10 protein-coding genes and 5 pseudogenes are annotated in these 19,532 nt (G+C 42.7%); 5 read left to right on the forward strand and 10 right to left on the reverse strand.

What is annotated here, in order from left to right; genetic code table 11:
* Positions 1–2 precede the first annotated feature (2 nt).
* From F6K63_RS21820 to F6K63_RS21845, 6 genes and pseudogenes are all read right to left on the reverse strand, one after another.
* Entirely contained in the window at positions 3–656 is a 654-nt protein-coding gene (locus F6K63_RS21820) for a transposase (RefSeq protein WP_287313103.1), read from the reverse strand.
* Between the two features lie 58 nt (positions 657–714).
* Positions 715–4,251, reverse strand: a pseudogene (locus tag F6K63_RS21825) (beta-ketoacyl synthase N-terminal-like domain-containing protein); the annotation flags it as partial.
* A 98-nt stretch (positions 4,252–4,349) separates the two neighbouring features.
* Positions 4,350–5,576, reverse strand: a pseudogene (locus F6K63_RS21830) (group II intron reverse transcriptase); the annotation flags it as partial.
* Positions 5,577–5,683: 107 nt separating this feature from the next.
* Positions 5,684–6,046: pseudogene (locus F6K63_RS21835) on the reverse strand (reverse transcriptase N-terminal domain-containing protein); the annotation flags it as partial.
* Between the two features lie 536 nt (positions 6,047–6,582).
* Complete coding sequence (locus F6K63_RS21840) at positions 6,583–7,848, reverse strand: RNA-guided endonuclease InsQ/TnpB family protein (RefSeq protein WP_287313105.1); 1,266 nt, start codon at positions 7,846–7,848, stop codon at positions 6,583–6,585.
* A gap of 251 nt (positions 7,849–8,099) precedes the next feature.
* On the reverse strand, positions 8,100–9,554 hold the full coding sequence (locus tag F6K63_RS21845) for an acyl-CoA-binding protein (RefSeq protein WP_287313106.1): 1,455 nt from the start codon (positions 9,552–9,554) through the stop codon (positions 8,100–8,102).
* 592 nt (positions 9,555–10,146) lie between these two features.
* On the opposite strand from F6K63_RS21845, the gene F6K63_RS21850 reads away from it, so the two are divergent.
* The gene (locus F6K63_RS21850) at positions 10,147–10,320 is read left to right on the forward strand and encodes a hypothetical protein (protein WP_287313107.1); all 174 of its coding nucleotides are present in this window, start codon (positions 10,147–10,149) and stop codon (positions 10,318–10,320) included.
* Positions 10,321–10,582: 262 nt separating this feature from the next.
* Positions 10,583–10,717, forward strand: a pseudogene (locus tag F6K63_RS37375) (protein kinase domain-containing protein); the annotation flags it as partial.
* 13 nt (positions 10,718–10,730) lie between these two features.
* Here the strand turns inward: F6K63_RS37375 and F6K63_RS21860 are convergent.
* The 3 genes from F6K63_RS21860 to F6K63_RS21870 form a co-directional block, all read right to left on the reverse strand.
* Positions 10,731–12,083, reverse strand: coding sequence for a helix-hairpin-helix domain-containing protein (locus tag F6K63_RS21860; protein ID WP_287313108.1), 1,353 nt, complete (start codon positions 12,081–12,083; stop codon positions 10,731–10,733).
* A 196-nt stretch (positions 12,084–12,279) separates the two neighbouring features.
* Positions 12,280–12,468 (reverse strand): hypothetical protein, encoded by a 189-nt coding sequence (locus tag F6K63_RS21865; protein WP_287313109.1) that lies wholly within the window; start codon positions 12,466–12,468, stop codon positions 12,280–12,282.
* A 606-nt stretch (positions 12,469–13,074) separates the two neighbouring features.
* Positions 13,075–13,752 (reverse strand): hypothetical protein, encoded by a 678-nt coding sequence (locus F6K63_RS21870; protein WP_287313110.1) that lies wholly within the window; start codon positions 13,750–13,752, stop codon positions 13,075–13,077.
* Between the two features lie 611 nt (positions 13,753–14,363).
* Between F6K63_RS21870 and F6K63_RS21875 the strand changes: the two genes are divergently transcribed.
* The gene (locus tag F6K63_RS21875; RefSeq protein ID WP_287313111.1) at positions 14,364–16,193 is read left to right on the forward strand and encodes an Rqc2 family fibronectin-binding protein; all 1,830 of its coding nucleotides are present in this window, start codon (positions 14,364–14,366) and stop codon (positions 16,191–16,193) included.
* A gap of 356 nt (positions 16,194–16,549) precedes the next feature.
* On the opposite strand, the gene lipB is transcribed toward F6K63_RS21875, so the two are convergent.
* Complete coding sequence (gene lipB / locus F6K63_RS21880) at positions 16,550–17,224, reverse strand: lipoyl(octanoyl) transferase LipB (RefSeq protein ID WP_287313112.1); 675 nt, start codon at positions 17,222–17,224, stop codon at positions 16,550–16,552.
* Positions 17,225–17,397: 173 nt separating this feature from the next.
* On the opposite strand from lipB, the gene hpf reads away from it, so the two are divergent.
* A complete protein-coding gene (hpf, locus tag F6K63_RS21885) occupies positions 17,398–18,039 on the forward strand; it encodes a ribosome hibernation-promoting factor, HPF/YfiA family (RefSeq protein WP_287313113.1) in 642 nt (213 codons plus the stop codon).
* A gap of 194 nt (positions 18,040–18,233) precedes the next feature.
* Positions 18,234–19,467, forward strand: a pseudogene (locus tag F6K63_RS21890) (RNA-guided endonuclease InsQ/TnpB family protein).
* Positions 19,468–19,532: the final 65 nt, after the last annotated feature.

Genomic DNA, 19,532 nt, shown 5'->3' on the forward strand with positions numbered 1-19,532 from the left:
TTTTATGCCTCGCCGTAGGCGACGCTTCGCGAACGAAGATAAAAAGCTATTCCTGACTTTAACCCTAACTGTTGCAACTGAGTCCAAATTTCATTTTCTTGTTCAATGAAATGATTCTTTTTTAAACGTAAACAAAAGTATACATTCTTTTCTCTGAGCCAAGATGCCAAATCCACTGAGCAAAATTCTCTATCCCCTAGAACCACAACTTTATATTTTGTAAATTTGATTAATACTTTTTCTAAGGCTTTAGTTTGTTCGTCAAAGTTACTATTTCCTTTTTTATCTAACAGCTCAAAATACAACGGAATTGCTCTTCTCTTATAAATTAAACTAATGACTAATATATTTACCGACTCCCATCTAGTTCTATCTATTGCGATATGCTGGACTTTTTGGGTCTCAATTGATTGAAATATCCACTGCATAATTAGTGATAACCAAATTCTATTAACATCCCAGTCTGGTAAAGACAAAAATCTCTGGATCTTCTTTCTTCTACTTTCATACTTAATTGGAAATGGTAAGGATGCTGCTAGTTTTTCTAAACTGACCTGTTTGATTGATTGTAAAAGATTAATGAATATCTCAAATAAGAGATAATCTGACTCTTTTAGATGTTGTTGAAAATGACTTTGATATAATTCAGATAACATTGAATTTTGATAGGTACGAAGCGTGATATCTTCAACCTATCTTTTTTTGTCACTTGCTTCAATCCCTTTTCCCATCTACTCTACAGGTGGCTTTGTCGCCCCCCCAGATGAATGGGTAATCCCGAAATCTCTCTTGTGCTTTGCTAGTAAAGGAAGTACCGATATCGGTGAAGATATATTCTGTTTGGTCTGGATTCAGATGAGGCAATATATAGCTAGTAGTTCCCCCTGTCCCTGCTCCAATTTCTAATAATCGCACCCCTCGGCTTGGAGGTAAATTTTCCAGGGCAGTGGCGATCGCACGCTGGACTAAAGTGTTGGTAAATTGTGCTTCAGGAGACTTTTCATATAGTTGGGTAGCTGTAGTAAAATCCCCTTCAGGGAAGAGAACTTGCAGGGGATCTATAGTTCCCTGCAAAACTGCTCTCAATTGGGAACCACAACGCTCTAACATAGTTAGTTCTGCATTAGCGCTGGGGAATTGAGCCAGTAAGGTCTGATTTTTTTGTTGTAGATTAACTTTTTCAGGAGTTTGGAGTGTCACCCACTGATTTTCGGTGTAGCGCAGAATTTCTACTTCTGCTAGCATCTCTAACAAAAGGTTGAAAAGTTGTTGATATTGTGGTACTACACCTAATTTTTGGGCTAGGGATTCAGTGGAGAAGTTTTCCCCCAATTTTAATGACCATCCCATTTCGTCAAAGGCTTGCAAGACATATTCCACACTCAAAGTTTCTAGTTGTCTCACAAGTTGACTGTAGCTATCCAAGTTATTAACAGAGGCTAAAGACGACACCAAAGGTTGTAGTTTCTGGTTAATGGTCAATGGGTCTAAAAGTTCCTCTGATGGAAACTGGCCGCCAAAACTAGCTTGAGGTTGCCATTCTACTTCATATAACCAATCCTGGAACTCCTCTTGATCTACAAAGTTAGTAAAGTTAGTTGCTTTGGTCCAATACCGTTCTCTTTGGAAAGGATAAGTAGGTAATACTACTTTCTCACGGATATAATCTTTGTCGAATCCTGACCAGTCTACCTCTAGACCTCTTACGTAAAATTCCCCTAAGCTCTCTAGCAATTGTTGCCAGTCTTCGCGATCTTTGCGCAGAGAAGGCAACCAAACCCCCGTTTCCTCTGGCAAGCATTGGCGTCCCATTCCTAGCAAAATTGGCTGGGGTCCGATTTCCAAGAAAATTTGACAGCCTTCCTGGTATAAACTCTGCATACCATCAGCAAAGCGGACTGGTTGTCGTATATGATTCACCCAATACTCAGGAGTGCTAGTGTCATCGCCTATTCGTTGCCCAGTAACATTAGAAATTAGAGGAATCTGAGGCTTATTGTAGGAGATTTGCCATGCTGCTACCTCAAACTGCCCTAGCATTGGTTCCATCAGCGGAGAGTGAAAAGCATGGGATACTTGCAAAAATTTTGCTTTTATTCCTTGGGTTGACACCTTGCTGTAAATCTCCTGGATGGCTTCACTTTTACCAGAAATTACTATACTGCTGGGGCCATTGAGAGCTGCGATCGCAACTTGATCGCCATAAGGAGCAATCACTTCTCGCACTTGAGATTCTGATGCGAGCAAGGACAACATCTCACCACCTGGAGGCAATTGTTGCATTAACTGTCCCCGCATTGCTATCAATTTGAGACCGTCTTCCAGGCTAAAAACCCCAGCAACACAGGCAGCGACATATTCTCCCACACTATGACCGATTACAGCATCCGCCTCTATGCCCCAAGATTTCCATAATTGGCATAGGGCATATTCCAGAGCGAATAAAGCAGGTTGAGTATAGGCCGTGTTGTATAACTTTTGGTTTGCCTCGCCAGATGTTGGAGAAGACAAATCAATATCTGGATAGAGAACAGAGAGTAGTGGAACTTCTAGATAGGGACGTAAAATTTCTTCACAGCGTTTGAGGCAATTACGAAATGTCGGTTGGGTATCGTAGAGTTGACGCCCCATATTCAGATACACAGACCCTTGACCAGTAAATAAGAACGCTATTTTCTGGCGCTTGGGACTGCATATTTGACCGGTTGGCACTGTATCTTTGCCCTCCGCAAGGTCGCGCAGAGCCTTTTGCATCTCTGTTGTAGATGTTGCCGTAACAAAAAGGCGGCGATCAAAATGCGTTCTTCCTGTATTAGCAGTGAAACAAACGTCTGCCAGCTTTGCGGATGAGTTGGATCTCAGATGAGCCTCATAGCGCTCTACTAATTCACTCAAAGCCTTCTGATTTTTGGCTGAGAGAGCAAGAATGTGAGCAGGGCGTTCAATTTCATTAGCTCTGGTTTCTTGTTTGGGAGCTTCCGACAAGATGACATGGCAATTTGTGCCACCAAAGCTAAAGGAACTGACCCCAGCCAAGCGAGGTTCTGTAGCAACAGACCAAGGTTGGCACTCAGTAGGTATAAAAAAGGGTGTACCTTCTAACTGAATTAAGGGATTCAGTTGTTTGAGGTGCAGGTGGGATGGTATTTGCTGATGTTGCAGTGATAGAACTGTCTTAATTAGACCAACTATTCCCGCCGCAGCTTCCAAATGACCGATATTGGTCTTAATTGAACCAATCCCACAGGACTCAAGAGGCGATCGCCCTTGACCCAGTACTGCTTTTATGGATTCAACTTCTATTGGGTCCCCCAAGGAAGTGCCAGTACCGTGAGCTTCAACATAACTAATCTGGGCTGGCGCTACACCAGCATTTTTTAATGCTTGCCTGATAACTGCCTGCTGGGAAAGCCCATTGGGTGCAGTCATGCCATTGCTTAGACGATCATGGTTAACTGCCGAGCCTTTGATAACTGCTAAAACATTGTCTCTATCCCGCAGGGCATCACAGAGGCGTTTGAGGACAATTACACCACATCCTTCCCCTCGTACATAACCATCGGCGTCTTTGTCAAAAGTCTTACAAAAACCGTCCGACGCCATCATCCGAGCTTGAGAAAAAGTGAGAGTGTATTCGGGGGACAAAACCAAATTCACCCCTCCGACCAAGCACAAATTAGACTCACCGCTTTGCAGGCTTTGACAGGCAAAATGCAATGCTACCAGCGATGACGAGCAAGCTGTGTCTATCGCCAAGCTAGGTCCATGCAAATTCAGTATATAGGAAAGACGATTCGCTGCAATACCAGGCGTGATGCCAATGCCGCCATAAGCATCTATATTAAGGGGATCATTGAACACGAGTCGGCCATAATCACTAGCAACGATTCCGATAAACACACCTGTTTGGCTGTCAGCTAACTTATTTGGTGCCAGTCCTGCATTTTCCAGAGCTTCCCAGGCTACCTCTAAGACTAGTCTATGCTGGGGATCCATTGACTCTGCTTCTCGGGGAGAAATTCCGAAGAAACTCGGTTCAAACATATCTATCTGTTCCAGAAAAGCGCCCCAACGGGTGTTCATTTTTCCTGGTGTAGCTGGATCTGGATCATACAAGGCATCAACATCCCATCGATTTGACGGAACTTCAGTGATGGTATGCACCCCATGCTGCAGCAAATCCCAAAAGCTTTCTGGATTTCCAGCACTTGGAAAACGACAACCAATACCTATAATCGCGGTTGGATCCATGTAATTTGCACCTTATCTTCAGGATGACGAAAGTGACATACTCCCGACGTTGTCCCGTTAGGGCAACGCGGGCTTCTTATTACGGTCGATGTCCCCTATTACGGGGAGCACCTCCGCTCCAGAACCGTGCATGAAACTTTCGCCTCACACGGCTCCTGAGTATCTTTTTGACTCCAGTGAATCTGTTGGTGACAACTTTGGTGAACAGCTATTAAGTTGTTTTTCTTCCAGTTATCATGGTTTCCATCAATGTGATGTAGGTGTACCCTTTCTTCATCAATGAACTTCATTTCACAGTATCCACAGGAATGGTTTTGCCTTTTCAAAGCCTCGGATGTAGCGTTGTTGTATAGTTTGGAATTTCTTCCACTCCCATAGACTAGGTCGACGTCATAGGGGGACTTAGTCCCTTTTACGTTAATGTGCTGGTTTTGTTCATACCCCACTGCGGGAAATGCTTGTTTACATAGTTCGTTAGCTAAATATTAGTTCACCTTTTTTTCCTTTCGGAATTTGCGGTTGGCAGTTTTTGCTATGAACCATAAGCTATCTCGCGAGCTGCTCATGTCGCCACTTTTGTGGTAATTCCTCCATCCGCGCACGATAGGGGCTAATTTCTTGGCTTTTACTTTGGCACCATAATTCGAGCTGTTGACAAAGGCTTTAATCTTCTTACGTATGTTCCGGTGGTTTTCCTCTGAGGGAATTGACCGGAACTTTCCGTTTTTTTGGACGCGGAAGTTCCACCCCAAGAAGTCAAATCCGTCTGTCGTTTTGGTTACCTTGGTCTTTTCTTCGCTGATTTCCATTCCACGTTCTTTTAAGAAGTCTTTGACCTTCCTTAAGATTTTTTCAGCGTTATCCTTAGGCTTGAGGATTATTACCATGTCATCGGCATATCTGATCCTTCTGACCTTGGGGTTTGTTTCCTCTATTCCGTCAAGTGCGATGTTGGCTAGAAGTGGGCTGACCACGCCTCCTTGGGGTGTTCCTTGCTCTGGGAATTCCGGATTGATGCCTGCTTTTAAACATCTGAATATCCCCGTCTTCAGACCCGCAGGTGCTAGCAATCTATCCATAATAGAGCTATGGGAGATGCGGTCAAAGCACTTCTTGATGTCTAGTTCAATTACTCTTTTATTTATGCCCTTTTTGCCGGAATTCAGATTTTGAAATAGCATTTTTTGTGCGTCTTGGGCACATCTGCCAGTTCTGAATCCGTAGCTGTAGGCACTGAACGTAGCCTCATGAGCTGGTTCTAAGGCGTATTTTGCTAGACATGGCCATGTTCTATCTGGGATTGTTGGTACTTTTAGTATTCTCGTACTCCCGGAGACGAAACCTTAGAATAGGGCAGCCTTTATGGTTGGTCGGCTATGGGCAAAAGGGTCAAAACTTTATGATTAAGGCTGCCCTATTCTTGCGGTAACTTCTGACCGTTTTTCTTGGGTATTGGTATCTCCCTTAACCCTTGATGCGTCCAGTTTTCCGCATTGGAGTCTAACTTTTTAAGTACCTCGAACCTTTCTTTGTAGGTTAGGGATGCTTTCCCGTCTACTCCGGCGGTTTTCTTTCCTTGATTGAGCTGTGTCACTTGGCGGATAGCCAATAACTGTGCTGACCGGGATTTCATTATCAGTTTCTGTAGAGACCGGGCTTTCCTCAGGTCGCCAGCTTGAACTGCTTTATAAACTCGCTTTTGGAGGCGGAAAAGATTCCGGCGGAGTTGTTTCCACTTTTGACTTTTCCAGAGGTCACTATATCTGTTTGACATGTGTCTACCTATGCTCTTCATTAGTTTGTTTATCTTGATACCCGTCACCAGTTTCCGGTGACATCTTACCCGACAGTAGGGATTAAGCTTGGCATGGCTTACTAAGGTTCGACTACTTCTTAGACCTAAAGATTGCTGTCGTTTTTACTCGTTCCATCAATTAGATTTTTTTTGACGATTTAGGGCAGTCCAATTTGCCTATCCTCTTCTCAGAGATTACGATTACTGTTGAAAGAGCATCGTGAGAATAAAAGGATGTAGTCTCGCATTTGTTTTCAGATTGCGGCTTGGTGGTTAGACACTTTTTCAGGACTTTTACTACTGTTACCCATGTCGTCTCCCTTTTAGCGGCAGTGTGGATAATCTGATTCACCTCTGATTCCGCCCTGGTGCCAGCGTCACTCTGTAAGGTTGCCGCCTTGCTCGGTGTGGCCAGATAAGGAGTCACATATTCTCTTAATGGGGTGGGTTTTCACCACCATCCAACTGATAGTTAAGATTCGGGGTTTTTACCCCGCGAATCTTCTGGGTCATACCCCTCCTGTTTCAGGAGGCTCCTACCTCAGAACGAGCCGCACACCAACACCACCTAACGGTTCGGTTACTCGGTAAGCTTTATTTCCGACGGGATGCCCCACCGCCAAATTCAATATATTTTTAGCCGCGTTCACGTCTCTATCCGCTGTATATCCACAATGAGGACAAGAATGAATGCGGTCTTTCAATTCCTTGGGAACTTTTTGCCCACAATTAGAGCAGTTTTGACTGGTGTTTCGTTCGCGTAGCGTGGCCTGCGGCCTTGGATTTACTGCTTTCGTTATCAAACCAGCATTTAAGGCCGTAGGCCACGCTACGCGAACGGCTTTGTTCGACAGTATAGAGAGGAATTGCCCCCACCCAGCGTCTAGCACTGACTTAGCTAGTTTAGTCCTAGCCAGCCCCTTTATGTTCAACTTTTCATGAGCTACTAGGTCATGATTATCTAGTAAATTCTTTGCTGTTTTAAAATGAAAATCTTTTCTGGTGTCAGCTACTTTCTTGTGAGCTTTTCCTAACTTAGATATAGCTTTATTCCTGTTTTTACTTCCCTTTTTGGAACGGCTAACTGCTTTTTGTATTTTCTTTAATCGCTTCTGGGCTTTTCGGTAGTACTGAGGGATGGGAATCTCTGAACCATCAGATTTGACCAAGAAGGATTTGAGTCCCATGTCTATCCCAATGGGATTGGTTACACTTTCTACTGGCAATATTTCCGGAGTAGTGTCATCTTGGATCGAAAGCGTCACGTAATAACCGTCAGCCTTCCGTGTTATGGTCGCTGTTTTTACCTTAAAGCCGTCAGGGATAGGTCGATGATATATCATCTTGACCTTTCCAAATTTAGGAAGAGTCAAGATATTTCCATTTATAGGAGTTTTAGACAAAGAAGGAAAAGTAAGAGACTTATATCTACTTTGACTTTTGAATCTGGGTCTTCCGCTCCTTTTTCCATTGCTGTCTCCTTTTAGGAATCGTTTAAAGGCTAAGTCAACTCGTTTTACACAATCTTGCAAGACTTGAGATTGGATATCCGAGTACCAAGGTCTATCTTTCTTGAGTTGAGGTAATGTTCTTTTTTGGGAAAAATAGTCTGGATTGTCTCTTAGTTCTGGTAAATGACAAACAAGAGGACAGGAACTCAGAGAACATCGGTTTTGTTCATGCCAGTTAAATCTGTCTGCCAGTAAGTAGTTATATTGACACCTAAGCAGATCTAGCCACTTTTCTATTTTAGTAACCTGACTTTTCGTCAATCTCAACTGGTACTGATACGCTGCTCTCATTGTTGTCATCTCCTGCTTTTCGACCTATTAGGATTATACACGTTGTGTATACATGTGTTAATGCATAATGAAAGGCAAAAATTTGATGATTAGATTAACTGACTTCGAGAAAAAACAGTTAAAACAGGAAGCCGATTGGCCGTAGGCCACGCTACGCGAACGCAGAGGGATGACCAGTTCAGAACTGGTAAGAAGCTTAATAGCTCGTTTCCCTGAGCCAAAGGAGTCTTAGTTGGCAATTACGTTTTACTTCATTGCCTCGCTGTCATCCCGACGCTGACCCTATCGGTACAGCGCGGGGCTTCTCGCGAATTAGCTAAATGCTTAGCCAAAAACTCTATTGTTGGGTAACTATAAAGCGCAGTAGCAGGAATATCTCGTTCTAGCCAAGCTCCCAACTCAGCAACTAGAGTTGCTGACTCAGCCGATCCTAGAGCATAGCGCTCAAAAGGAAGAGTACTATTCACCTCATCTGGTTGAATGTTAAAAACTTTGGCTATGTAAGCGACTAACCAAGCTTTAATTTTTTCTTCTAGAGGCAGCTCCCTTTCTTGATCCACTACTGGCAGTTTGGCTACTATTTGACTGTATTGCTTCATCGCCTCACTGCAACTCATGCCTTTAAGTTGATTCCAGGCTTGCCATTGAATATACTTTCTAGGTTGCAGAATCGGATCTGGCTCCTCCTCTAGACAATCCCCTTCCATTGCTTGTTGATAGAGAGTCTCAAGCTCTATTTCTTTCTTGCCTTTAGGTAGTTGAACATGACCAAAGCGAACTAAGTTGGACATGGTCTGAAATTCTAACTCTATATTGTCTAGATCATGAGAATCACGAACGACGTTGATTCCATAATCATCTTGCCCTGATACCAGGATACAAAAATGCTTTTTGATATTATGAAAATTTTCGTCAATGAAATCGCCTTTTAAACGGTGTGGATAAACCTGTACGCTGGGAGGAACATAACGTCCATTAATACCTAGTCGGCGTTGTTGCTTGGACTTATTGGGGGGAGAGGAATGCATAACTCTTTCGGTAAAAATAATAGCTTGCCCCATGCGCGCTGGTACAGCTTCCACTTCCCATTCATTGTCATCGAAGTCAAACACTACTGAGTATTGTCTCCGCCCTTGCCAAACCATTTTATGGTTTTTTATACCCGCAAACATTCCTTCCTCAGCAGGTACCTGCACTCGCCCAAATTTTTTCTTGTGTGTCCCATTAGCAAAATGTAAGCAACCGTTTTCGAGATTAGCATCATCTAAAGCTATCCATACTGATATATTTATAATATCTTCAGTATTGGGGTAAAGCAGTGCTGGCTTTTGAGGATCATAGGCGCTGGGGTCGTAAGAATCATAAACTTGATGCCATTTGATCTCTCCTTCCCCTGGCATTTTGCAAAAAACATTACTGTTCCACAATAGTAAATTGTCTCCACCCAACTGGTTTAGTACCCGAACAATTTTGTTGTTTTTAAACATCTCGACTATCGGTTGATGAAACAGATGAAGGTCACGAGATGTGTTGAGGTTCAGGACATTGTTGTAGAGCATCATCATCGGCTGACCCTCTACTTCTTTAAGTGAACTATTAGTTTCTATACATTTTTTTACAGATTCTACTTCTGAATTTGTAAATATATCAAGGGGGCCTAACCATCCCTTTTCTTCAAAGTGTTTAATCTGGTTTTGTGTGAGCATATTCAGGGTTAAATTATTTCTATATTACTACTGTAATTGTATTTAAAAATACTTGGTGGTTCAGTTTTTTATACTGATACAAAGTATCACCAATAAGTAGCTTAACAAAAGCTATTCGGAAATGCACTTTATTGTTGTAACATTTTGTTAAGCTGTTCAGTGTCTATGTTCATTGGTGACAAGTTAAGAGCTGATTTCTAAAGGAAATATTAAGAATTATGAAAGCCTTGCTATGATTGTCTTTTGGGTATTAAATAGTTCAATTGTTCTATTTGAGCGCAAGCCTTATCCTACAAAGATTACAGCGAGTTTACGAATCATATATAAGAGAAAACGCCTTTTGTCAAGAGGGGGAATTGCCTGAGAGCATGTCACCAATGCCGAACATTTGTACTAAATCTGGGTAATAGGTAATGGGTAATATAGTGTTTCTAGGACTCATGAGGTATACAAGATTGTTTCACTCTTGCCTAATCCCTGGTCCGAACGCGCCCCGCGTGGCCCACGGCCTCAGTCCCTAAAACCTAGATATTTTTACCTCACAAGTCGCAGAATTGCCATATATTACACAAAATTTTCAGTAATAAGTCTGATGATTTCTATCAAAATACACAAAATTTTCAGTAATAAGTCTTACAATTTCCCGCTTCTGACGACTCCCGACTCCCGATTCCCGATTCCCACGGCGTGCGCTTACAGTCGTCGAATTAAATTCGCCACGGGTCGCACCGGTCCCGACGCAAATCTAAAAAACCTACCCCTGTGAGGGATTGGCTCCAGGGTCGTGCGTCGTGTGAAACTCAGAACAGACAAGTAATTGAGCCATTGTGAATCCTGATGAGCCACCACGGAAAAACCCACCGAGACCATGCCAAAAAGACTCAACGTCCTCTAGTAGAGGACTCAGCAATAGCTGAAAAGCTAAAATCGTGCCATCACAGCCCTCAGGGTAAACGCATCTAATTTTTTCAATCCTATATATACCTATTGGTGAAAAGTTAGAAGCGAAGCGCTTTTGTCAATACCTCCAAGAACTGGCAAGTCGGGGTGGATTTAATGAAGCACAAATTCGGGCGCTACTGGATGATTTGCTGCCATTGCTACAATTTGTTCATCAACATCATGTTATCCACCGGGACATCAAGCCAGAAAACATTAAAAGACTAAACTCCTTGATCAACTCCTAATAACTGGAGCAGTACGGGCATCAAATCCACTAGCTTTGAGAGCATTAACGGTTACTTGGTGATCTTGGACCCAGTATTTAGAATCAAAACGGACAAATTGATACTGCTGGGGTGCAGCAATAGTTGCTAGTACGGGGAATTTTGCCTGATGTTTTTTACCGGAATGTTTTTGCAGAATCGATTTTAATTGGTTAAGGTTGTTTGTCGTAACTTCCTGAGGGGTAAGTTCTACTACTACTGTTCGTAAACTTTCAATTAGCTCAGCATCTTCAATAATCAGTTGAATTTTTTCATCTCGCTCATCCACCTTCGCCCAAATAATTAAACGGGAATCGGCTTGCAGTAAAGAACTAATTTTTTCGTAAGTTTTCGGGAATACAACTCCTTCAGCTTGACCGGTCAGATCTTCCATCTGCACAAAGGCCATGCGTTCATTATTTTTTTTTGTGAGGTGAGGCTTAACTTCGGTGAGCATTACAATAGCACTCAAAGTTGTCCCCTTCTTTTGCTCTGCTAACTCCGCCAAACTGACAGGAGAAAGAACTTGAGCTACTGGACGGGCTGATTTTAAAGGATGGTCAGACACATAAAAACCAAGCAATTCTTTTTCCCAATTTAATTTTTCTTGGCGTGAAAAATCAGAAACTGCTGGAGCGGTGGGAGCAGATTCCCAAGCATTATTGTTCTGATTCTGATCTTGCTCAGAATTACTGTTGCCAAACAGATCAAAAATGTTCAGCTGACCAGTTTCTCGGTCTTTGGCACGGTCTTGCCCCCAACTAATCACTGGTTCCAGGTCTTGGATAAGTTGCTGGCGGTTGGGCTGAATGCTATCAAAGGCACCACAGTAAATCAATGCTTCCAAACCACGGCGGTTAAGGGTGCGCAAATCCACGCGATCGCATAAATCTGCCAAAGCCTTAAACTCACCACCAGTCTCCCGAGCCTTGATAATACAATTAATTGCTCCGTGTCCCAAATTCCGGATTGCTGAAAACCCGAACAATATACTATTAGAGATTGGGGTAAAATCAAAATCAGAACGATTGATATCCGGTGGCAAAATCTCAATCCCCATGGTTGAGCAAGTAGCAATATATTTCTGTATCTTGTCCGTACTGTTACTACTCGCTGTCAGCAGCGCTGCCATATATTCAACTGGGTAATTCGCCTTAAGATAGGCAGTTTGATAGGTTACATAGCCATAGGCGGTAGAGTGGGATTTGTTGAAGCAATTGGAAGCAACCATACCGTTTGCCAAAATAAAATTATGGTCGCTCTTGACACCAATATCATAGACAGGTTTAGTGCCTAAGGATTTGCGGCTGATGATTTTAACCATCCCATGATTTCCTGCTTTACTCTGTAGACAATTGGAGATTTGACCTCCACACAAACTATAGTTTTTTTTTGAGCAGATCAACAAGGGGTCTACTGTCAATTTTGATAACACTTTTATTCCTAAGTTGACGGTTGACCGTTAACTGTTTACTGGTTACAAACCACTGTCAACCGTCCACAAACAAGCAGTTATTTATTTACTTCTGATCTAATTCCTCCCCAGTATCAAAAATAATCACAAATTTGACATCAGGCATCAGCTGTCGGAGACTGCGCAAGTGACCCTCTGCATCAGAGCGGTTACGGAAGCGAGCAACAACGACTCGTTGCATTTTGGGTAATAACCGCACAATTACCCACGGACTAAGACGGTCTCGATAGGTCATAATAAAATTATCTCCTATGTTACTAGGGGTTAGAGCCAGCCCCGTGGTTTTTGAGGTTCAGGGGGCTGGTTTTTGACCTTATTAATTAAGGTCACTTTTATTATAGCACAAAAATTATATTTAATTTTAACTTTTTTTGAAAAGAAAATGTCACTTAAATATTACTTAATTAGTACAAACTGATGGTGCATTAATAACGCAACCTACGGGTAAATATAAAATACGATAGCCGTGAATAAGTGCAAACAATACTGTAACTTCGAGTGTTTAATTGCTAAAATTTATGGTTATTCTGTACTTGTTATGCTAAATGAACAGTTTAGCAGAGGCAGCAGGGAGCAGGAATCAGGGAATAGTTAAAAGAGGCCGTCTTTATAAAATTTTGTTAGTTGAATAGTACCATTTTTATGGTACAGTAAGCTTTCCGATTTTTTTATTGCAACTTTAGCATAAAAGGTACTGAATAACATCATTTTTTTTATTCCTGAGCAGGAAAAATATAGTGTTTGCGTAGTGTGACCTACGGTTAATCTTTAGTAGACAAAACCTCTCAATTTTAGAAATGGCGAATGAAGGTTTTGGAAATTTAAAAAAAAGGAATAGAAGTTATTTTTTTTGTCTTACAGCTTTTTTAATTTGTTGTGCCAAGACCATAGTCATTATAGAATTGGCAAATCCACCAAAAAATGGTAAGTTGCTGAGCATGGCAAGAGATGCTAAAGATGGATCAATCTCCTGAGACAATATTCCTAAGATAGCATTCTCAGCTCGGCGAGTATACACACGAGAGGTAACGTTAGCATTTTTCATGTAGACATCTATATTACTTGAATAGTTATTAATAGAAATTAGCTCAATATATACCCGGTCTCGCGGATTCAATAGTTCAATAATTAAATCAAGTCGGTTTTCTTGAAGTAATAATTCTCGAACTTCTCCAAATCCAACTTCTGGAATAGTTTTGAAAGTATATCCTACAATCTTGGAATTGCTGTCTAAACGTATACTCACTGGTTGCTCCCTAATAGCTAGGTTACCAGAGTTAAAAACTTCCATATTGAATAAAAATACAGAATTTGCAGGTTCATCTGCGTATATAATTTTGAGTTCGTTACGAATTGTATCTGAGAAGGAAAGTAGTGAGGAAGAATCATTAATAATGCAATCTACTTGCTTAATCTTTTTTGTTTTATGCCAGATAAATACAGATACGCATGCTGTAAATACTGATCCAGCAAGGGCACCTAAAGTAGCAGCAACTGTTGGATTATCGTACCAAGCCATATTTTTTGAATTTTCGGGTATTTACTAGCTAAATATTTATTATATTGCACCTGAGGGGGTGGCCAACAGCCTTAAAAGCCTTACTGGGTGTGGGGTTTGGGGTCACCGGGGTAGGGAAACATCAGGAGCTGGCTACTTTGGTAGAGACGGTTGAATCAGGTTGGGGACGGAGGTTTTTGCTGGGGTAACTCAAAATTACCTTCTATTTTTACCAAACCCCACACCCCATACCCTGTCTACTTTTTAGCCTTGTTGTCACTGCCTCAGGTTTGGTATTATGACACTGGCTAGGTGAGCTCTGACTTGAGAATAGGTAGTTTCTCGACTAACATCGTAGCCCTAAGACTGACTTATACAATAGTATGTATAGCAGTTGCCAGGGCAGTTAGGACATGACAAAAGTCTCAAACCTAAGTAAGCGCAAGAGTTTGACAAATGACTTCTGACAAATGACTTCTGACAAATGACTTCTGCTATAAATGCCCAAAATACGAAGTGGACTAGAAGGCGATCCCATAGCCTTAGCCCAAATCCGATGCTAAGCATTGAGCCGCTACGCGAACCCATTCTCAAACCCCAATCCTACCAAGCTCAGATCTGGCACCTGGCCCATGCAACCTGTTGACTATACCACCCTGACCGCTGCTTGTTCTGAGCTGCGTGCTACCTGGGTACCAGGACGTACCGAACAAGTCTATCAACGCGATCGCTACACCATTGCGATCGCCCTACGCACCCTAAATGGTCGAGGTTGGCTCACCATTTGTTGGCATCCCCAAGCTGCCCGGATTTGCATAGGAGATCCACCCCCTCGGGTTCCCGACACCTTCACCTTTAGTGACCAACTGCGGCACCAGTTAGGTGGCTTCGCCCTAATTGCCATCGAAACCATTGCCCCTTGGGAGAGAGTCTTAGACCTGCAATTTGCCAAACGCCCTGGAGAAGCTCCGACTTGGCATTTGTATGTAGAAATTATCGGCAAATACAGTAACCTAATCCTCACTGATGCTGACAATCTGATTGTCACCACTGCTCATCAAGTCAGTAACCAGCAATCCAGCGTCCGTACTATTCAAACCGGTCAACCCTACGAACTCCCACCAGCCCTGACTGGCACTAGCCCCAGTTTGACTGAACCCTACCAGAGCTGGAAAGAACGAGTAAGTTTGATACCAGGAGCAGTAGCAAATCAGTTACTCAAAAGTTATCGAGGATTGAGTCCCACCCTTGCTCGCTCTATGGTACAAGCAGCTGGTTTAGACCCAAAGCAATCCACCCAAAACCTAGAAGAATCCGACTGGCAAAACCTATTTCAACGCTGGCAAAAATGGTTACAAACTTTATTAAACGTTAGCAAGTTCTCTACAGACAACCCACAACCGACCAATCTACCCTACTCGAACGCCAAAGGCGAACAACCAGCTAACCTTTTTCAGCCAGGCTGGACAAACCAAGGATATACGGTAATGGATTGGGGGATAGTTAAACCAGCTAAAAATATCCAAACCTTACTCAATGCCTACTACACTAACCAGTTCAATCAACATGAGTTTGCGCGATTGCATAACCAACTCACTCAGAAGCTAAATAATAACCTACGAAAACTACGGCAAAAAGCTTCTAGCTTTAACGAACGTTTACAGCAATCTGACCAAGCTGACCAATCCCGAGAAAAAGCTGACTTATTAATGGCATATCTCCAGGATTGGCAACCAGGGATGAAATCCATCACCCTACTGGACTTTGAAACCAACCAGCCAGTCAAGATTCCCTTAAATCCTGAGAAAAATGCTGTCCAAAACGCCCAAGCTTTCTACAAGCGACACCAAAAACTGAAACGAACTCGGGATGCCGTTGAGCCATTACTAAAAGAAGTACAAGATGAAATACAGTATTTAGAGCAAGTCGAGGCATCATTGACTCAGTTAAATACCTATTATAACACTCTAGACGACTTACAAACCCTACAGGAAATCCGCGAAGAGCTAATTGGGCAAGGATATTTAGAAGCCTCTGCTCAAAGGAGTCGTAATTTATCTGATGTCTCACAGCCCTATCGATATCAAACTCCCAGTGGTTTTGAATTATTGATTGGTCGCAACAATCGGCAAAATGACCAGCTGACATTTCGTACCGCTGGGGATTATGACCTCTGGTTTCATACCCAAGAGATTGCTGGGAGTCATGTACTACTGAGATTAGAGCCAGGAACAGTAGCTGATCCAGCAGATTTGCAATTTGCTGCTGATCTAGCCGCTTACAACAGCCGGGGGTGTCAGAGTGAACAGGTACCAGTTGTTTACACGAAACCCAAATATGTCTACAAGCCTAAAGGCGCTAAACCAGGCATGGCGATTTATAAGCACGAGCAAATCCTCTGGGGGCGTCCTGATCAAGGTCGTGATTACGTTATGAAATCTGCCTCAACCAAAAAAATGTAAACTTTAATTACAAAAAAGAACGTATTCTCTGTTACGATTAATTTAAAGCAGAAATTTTTAGGCTGTCGGTTTGGGAACGCGCAGCCTGGATTTTCCTCATGGAAAACGACGACGTATCTCTAATTAATTACGTGGATCATACCAGCTGTCTCCACAGCTGGTGATTTTTTTGATAAAATTTAAATAAAAATTAACAAATATACGGTGGAAAGAGGCAATACCGTTACCCAAAAACCAGGATGCTGTAGCAGGACTTTAGCTATTTGGTAAGCATATGCATTTGAAGTACCGTGGCCATAGGCCAATAGCTGATAGCTGAATGCTGATAGCTGAATGCTGATAGCTGAATGCTTACCCTAAAATCCCCTTTCCCCTTGGTCAATCAGTTGCAAACCAAAAACCTCAGCAAATTTACCACAGAGATCTAAGCGTACCTGTTCCACACTAAGATCTGGAATAAACTGAGCTAGACTACCCACCGGTTTATCCGCAATGCCGCAGGGAACGATATGATTAAAACCTGCAAGGTCAGGACAGACATTCAAAGCAAAGCCATGCATGGTAATCCAGCGCTTCACCTTAATGCCAATGGCAGCAACTTTACATCCTTCTAGCCAGACACCAGTCATGCCAGCCACCCGCTCACCCTTTAGTCCATAGACAGCCAATACCTGAATCAAAACTTCCTCTAGCTGTCTGAGGTACCAGTGTAAATCTTGGCGATAGTACCGGAGATTGAGAATGGGGTAGCCTACCAGTTGTCCAGGACAGTGGTAGGTCACTTCACCACCACGCTCTATCCGATGCACCTCCGAGTTAACCTGATTGGGATCGAATTTTAGAAAGTCAATACTCGACCCTTTTCCTAGGGTGTAAACTGGTGGATGCTCCAGCAACAGGAGAATATCATCCAAACTGGAATCTTGGAGCCGTTGACTAACTAGCGTACGCTGTTGCTCCCAAGCCACTGTGTAAGGGACTAAGCCTTGATGACTAATTAAACATTTACGCACAATCGCCAATTGTACCATACTCTATGCCCTATTTTATCAATGTCAACGAATGCAAAGGAATTTGAAGAGAAATCAAAAGTTGATGTTGTCTAGAATACAAAGTGATAGGGTAAGAGTAAGAACCAATAGCAGATCTCCCCAACCTCCACTGCTATTGTCAAGCGCAAACGTTACGAGATGGAGTAGTCAGTATGAAGCTTGTTATCCAAGGTAAAAACATCGATATCACCGATGCAATTCGTGACTATGTACATCAAAAAATAGAAAAGGCGGTCAATCATTTTCAAAACATTACCAATCAGGTGGATATAAATCTATCGGTGGCTCGTAATCCTCGGATAAACCCTAAACAGACAGCTGAAGTAACCATTTATGCCAATAAGACAGTGATTCGTGCCCAAGAGGGGACTGAAAACTTGTATGCCAGCATTGATCTGGTCGCTGATAAGATTCATCGTCAACTGCGGAAATATAAGGAGAAGCTGCAATCCCAGAAAACCCGTAATCAGGCAAAGACAGGCGTAATACTAGAAGAAGAATCGGTGGCAGTTGATCTAATTAGCGATCGCACTCCTGAGCTACCCGAAGAAGTGGTGCGCATGAAGTATTTTGCCATGCCGCCAATGACTGTAGAGGAAGCCTTGGAACAACTAGAGCTAGTAGACCACGATTTTTATATGTTCCGGAACATCAAAACCGGGGAGATTAATGTAATCTATGAACGCAATCATGGGGGATATGGAGTAATCCAACCCCGTAATGGCAATGGTAAAACCAACCACAGTAACGGTAAGGTACCTCAAAGCCTTAGTGCTGCCGCAGGATTCTTATAAAAACTCTGTGGAAGGTTAAAGGTTGAGCGTTGAGCGTTGAGCGTTGACCATTGACCGTTGACCGGAAATCGGGGAGTGTGAGGGGGTGAGCGCAAGCCCCTACGATTCATCCATGGGGTAAGCTCACCCCCTCACATAAACAACAATTCTTGTGGTACTGTAGGTAATAGGCTAAATAAGCAAGTGTCACAGGCATGATAGTCTACGAGTTCAAAGTTAAAGGAAAACTCAATCAATACCGAGCGATTGATGAGGCAATCCGGGCTGGTCAATTCGTTAGGAATTCATGCTTGCGTTACTGGATAGATAATCGAGGTTTAGGGAGGAAAGAGCTATATCGGTATAACACCGAACTTCGCGCTATGTATCCCTTTGTCAAAGATTTGAACTCCCACGCTTGTCAGACATCTGTAGAACGATGCTGGTCAGCCATTGTTAAGTTCTTTGAGAACTGTAAGAAAAATCTCCCCGGGAAAAAAGGATATCCTCGGTTCAAAAAACGTAGCCGCTCTGTTGAATACAAAACGTCCGGGTGGAAGTTACTAGACCCCAAGCACATTGAATTTACCGACAAAAAAGGGATTGGTAAACTTAAATTGATTGGGACGTGGGATTTGGCATTCTATCGAGTTAAACAGATTAAGCGAGTGAGACTGGTTAGACGAGCTGATGGTTATTATTGCCAATTCTGTATTCAAGTAGATGTCAACGTTGATGTTGAACCGACAAAGCACAACGTTGGTTTAGATGTCGGACTCAAAGAGTTCTACACAGATTCAGATGGCAATACTGAACCCAACCCACGATTCTACAGAAAAAGCGAGAAACGGATGAAGTTCTATCAACGTCGCGTTTCTCGAAAGAAAAAAGGCAGTGCTAACCGTAAGCGCGCCATTAATAAGCTAGGACGTGTACACCTCAAAATAAGTAGGCAACGTGAAGAACATGCTAAGAGAGTAGCGCGTTGCGTAGTCCTGTCTAACGACATGGTCGCCTACGTTCGCGCAGCGTGCCGTAAGGCAAGATTTGAGGATTAAGAACCTGGTGAAAAACCATTGTCTCGCCAAGTCTATTAATGATGCAGGTTGGTATCAATTCAGGAAGTGGTTAGAGTATTTTGGCAAAAAGTTGGGCAGAGTAACAGTTGTCGTTAACCCTGCCTACACAAGCCAAAATTGTTCAAGTTGTGGAACAACGGTCAAGAAATCACTATCAACTCGAACCCATGTTTGTCGATGTGGATGTGTTCTAGATCGCGACCAAAATGCCGCCATCAATATTCTGAATTCTGCTTTAAGTACGATGGGGCACATCGGAACTTGGATCGATAAAGATCCCAACGCTTCGGGAGACCTGAGCACTACTGGGACTGGAGAAATCCTGTCTCAGCAACTTGGGTCGCTGAACGAAGAATCCCCCGGTTTCTAACCGTGGGGAGTGTCAAGTTATAGTGTTTCCATGGAAATTGGAATTGTGAGAAGGAAAACCAGTGT

It is taken from the genome of Moorena sp. SIO1G6 (assembly GCF_010672795.1).
GTDB classification, from domain to species: domain Bacteria; phylum Cyanobacteriota; class Cyanobacteriia; order Cyanobacteriales; family Coleofasciculaceae; genus Moorena; species Moorena producens.

Coding starts and splice junctions, on each gene's coding strand:
- F6K63_RS21820 (WP_287313103.1), bottom strand. CDS start 656: ATGTTATCTGAATTATATCAAAGTCATTTTCAACAACATCTAAAAGAG.
- F6K63_RS21840 (WP_287313105.1), bottom strand. CDS start 7,848: ATGAGAGCAGCGTATCAGTACCAGTTGAGATTGACGAAAAGTCAGGTT.
- F6K63_RS21845 (WP_287313106.1), bottom strand. CDS start 9,554: ATGCTCACACAAAACCAGATTAAACACTTTGAAGAAAAGGGATGGTTA.
- F6K63_RS21850 (WP_287313107.1), top strand. CDS start 10,147: ATGATTTCTATCAAAATACACAAAATTTTCAGTAATAAGTCTTACAAT.
- F6K63_RS21860 (WP_287313108.1), bottom strand. CDS start 12,083: ATGGTTAAAATCATCAGCCGCAAATCCTTAGGCACTAAACCTGTCTAT.
- F6K63_RS21865 (WP_287313109.1), bottom strand. CDS start 12,468: ATGACCTATCGAGACCGTCTTAGTCCGTGGGTAATTGTGCGGTTATTA.
- F6K63_RS21870 (WP_287313110.1), bottom strand. CDS start 13,752: ATGGCTTGGTACGATAATCCAACAGTTGCTGCTACTTTAGGTGCCCTT.
- F6K63_RS21875 (WP_287313111.1), top strand. CDS start 14,364: ATGCAACCTGTTGACTATACCACCCTGACCGCTGCTTGTTCTGAGCTG.
- lipB (WP_287313112.1), bottom strand. CDS start 17,224: ATGGTACAATTGGCGATTGTGCGTAAATGTTTAATTAGTCATCAAGGC.
- hpf (WP_287313113.1), top strand. CDS start 17,398: ATGAAGCTTGTTATCCAAGGTAAAAACATCGATATCACCGATGCAATT.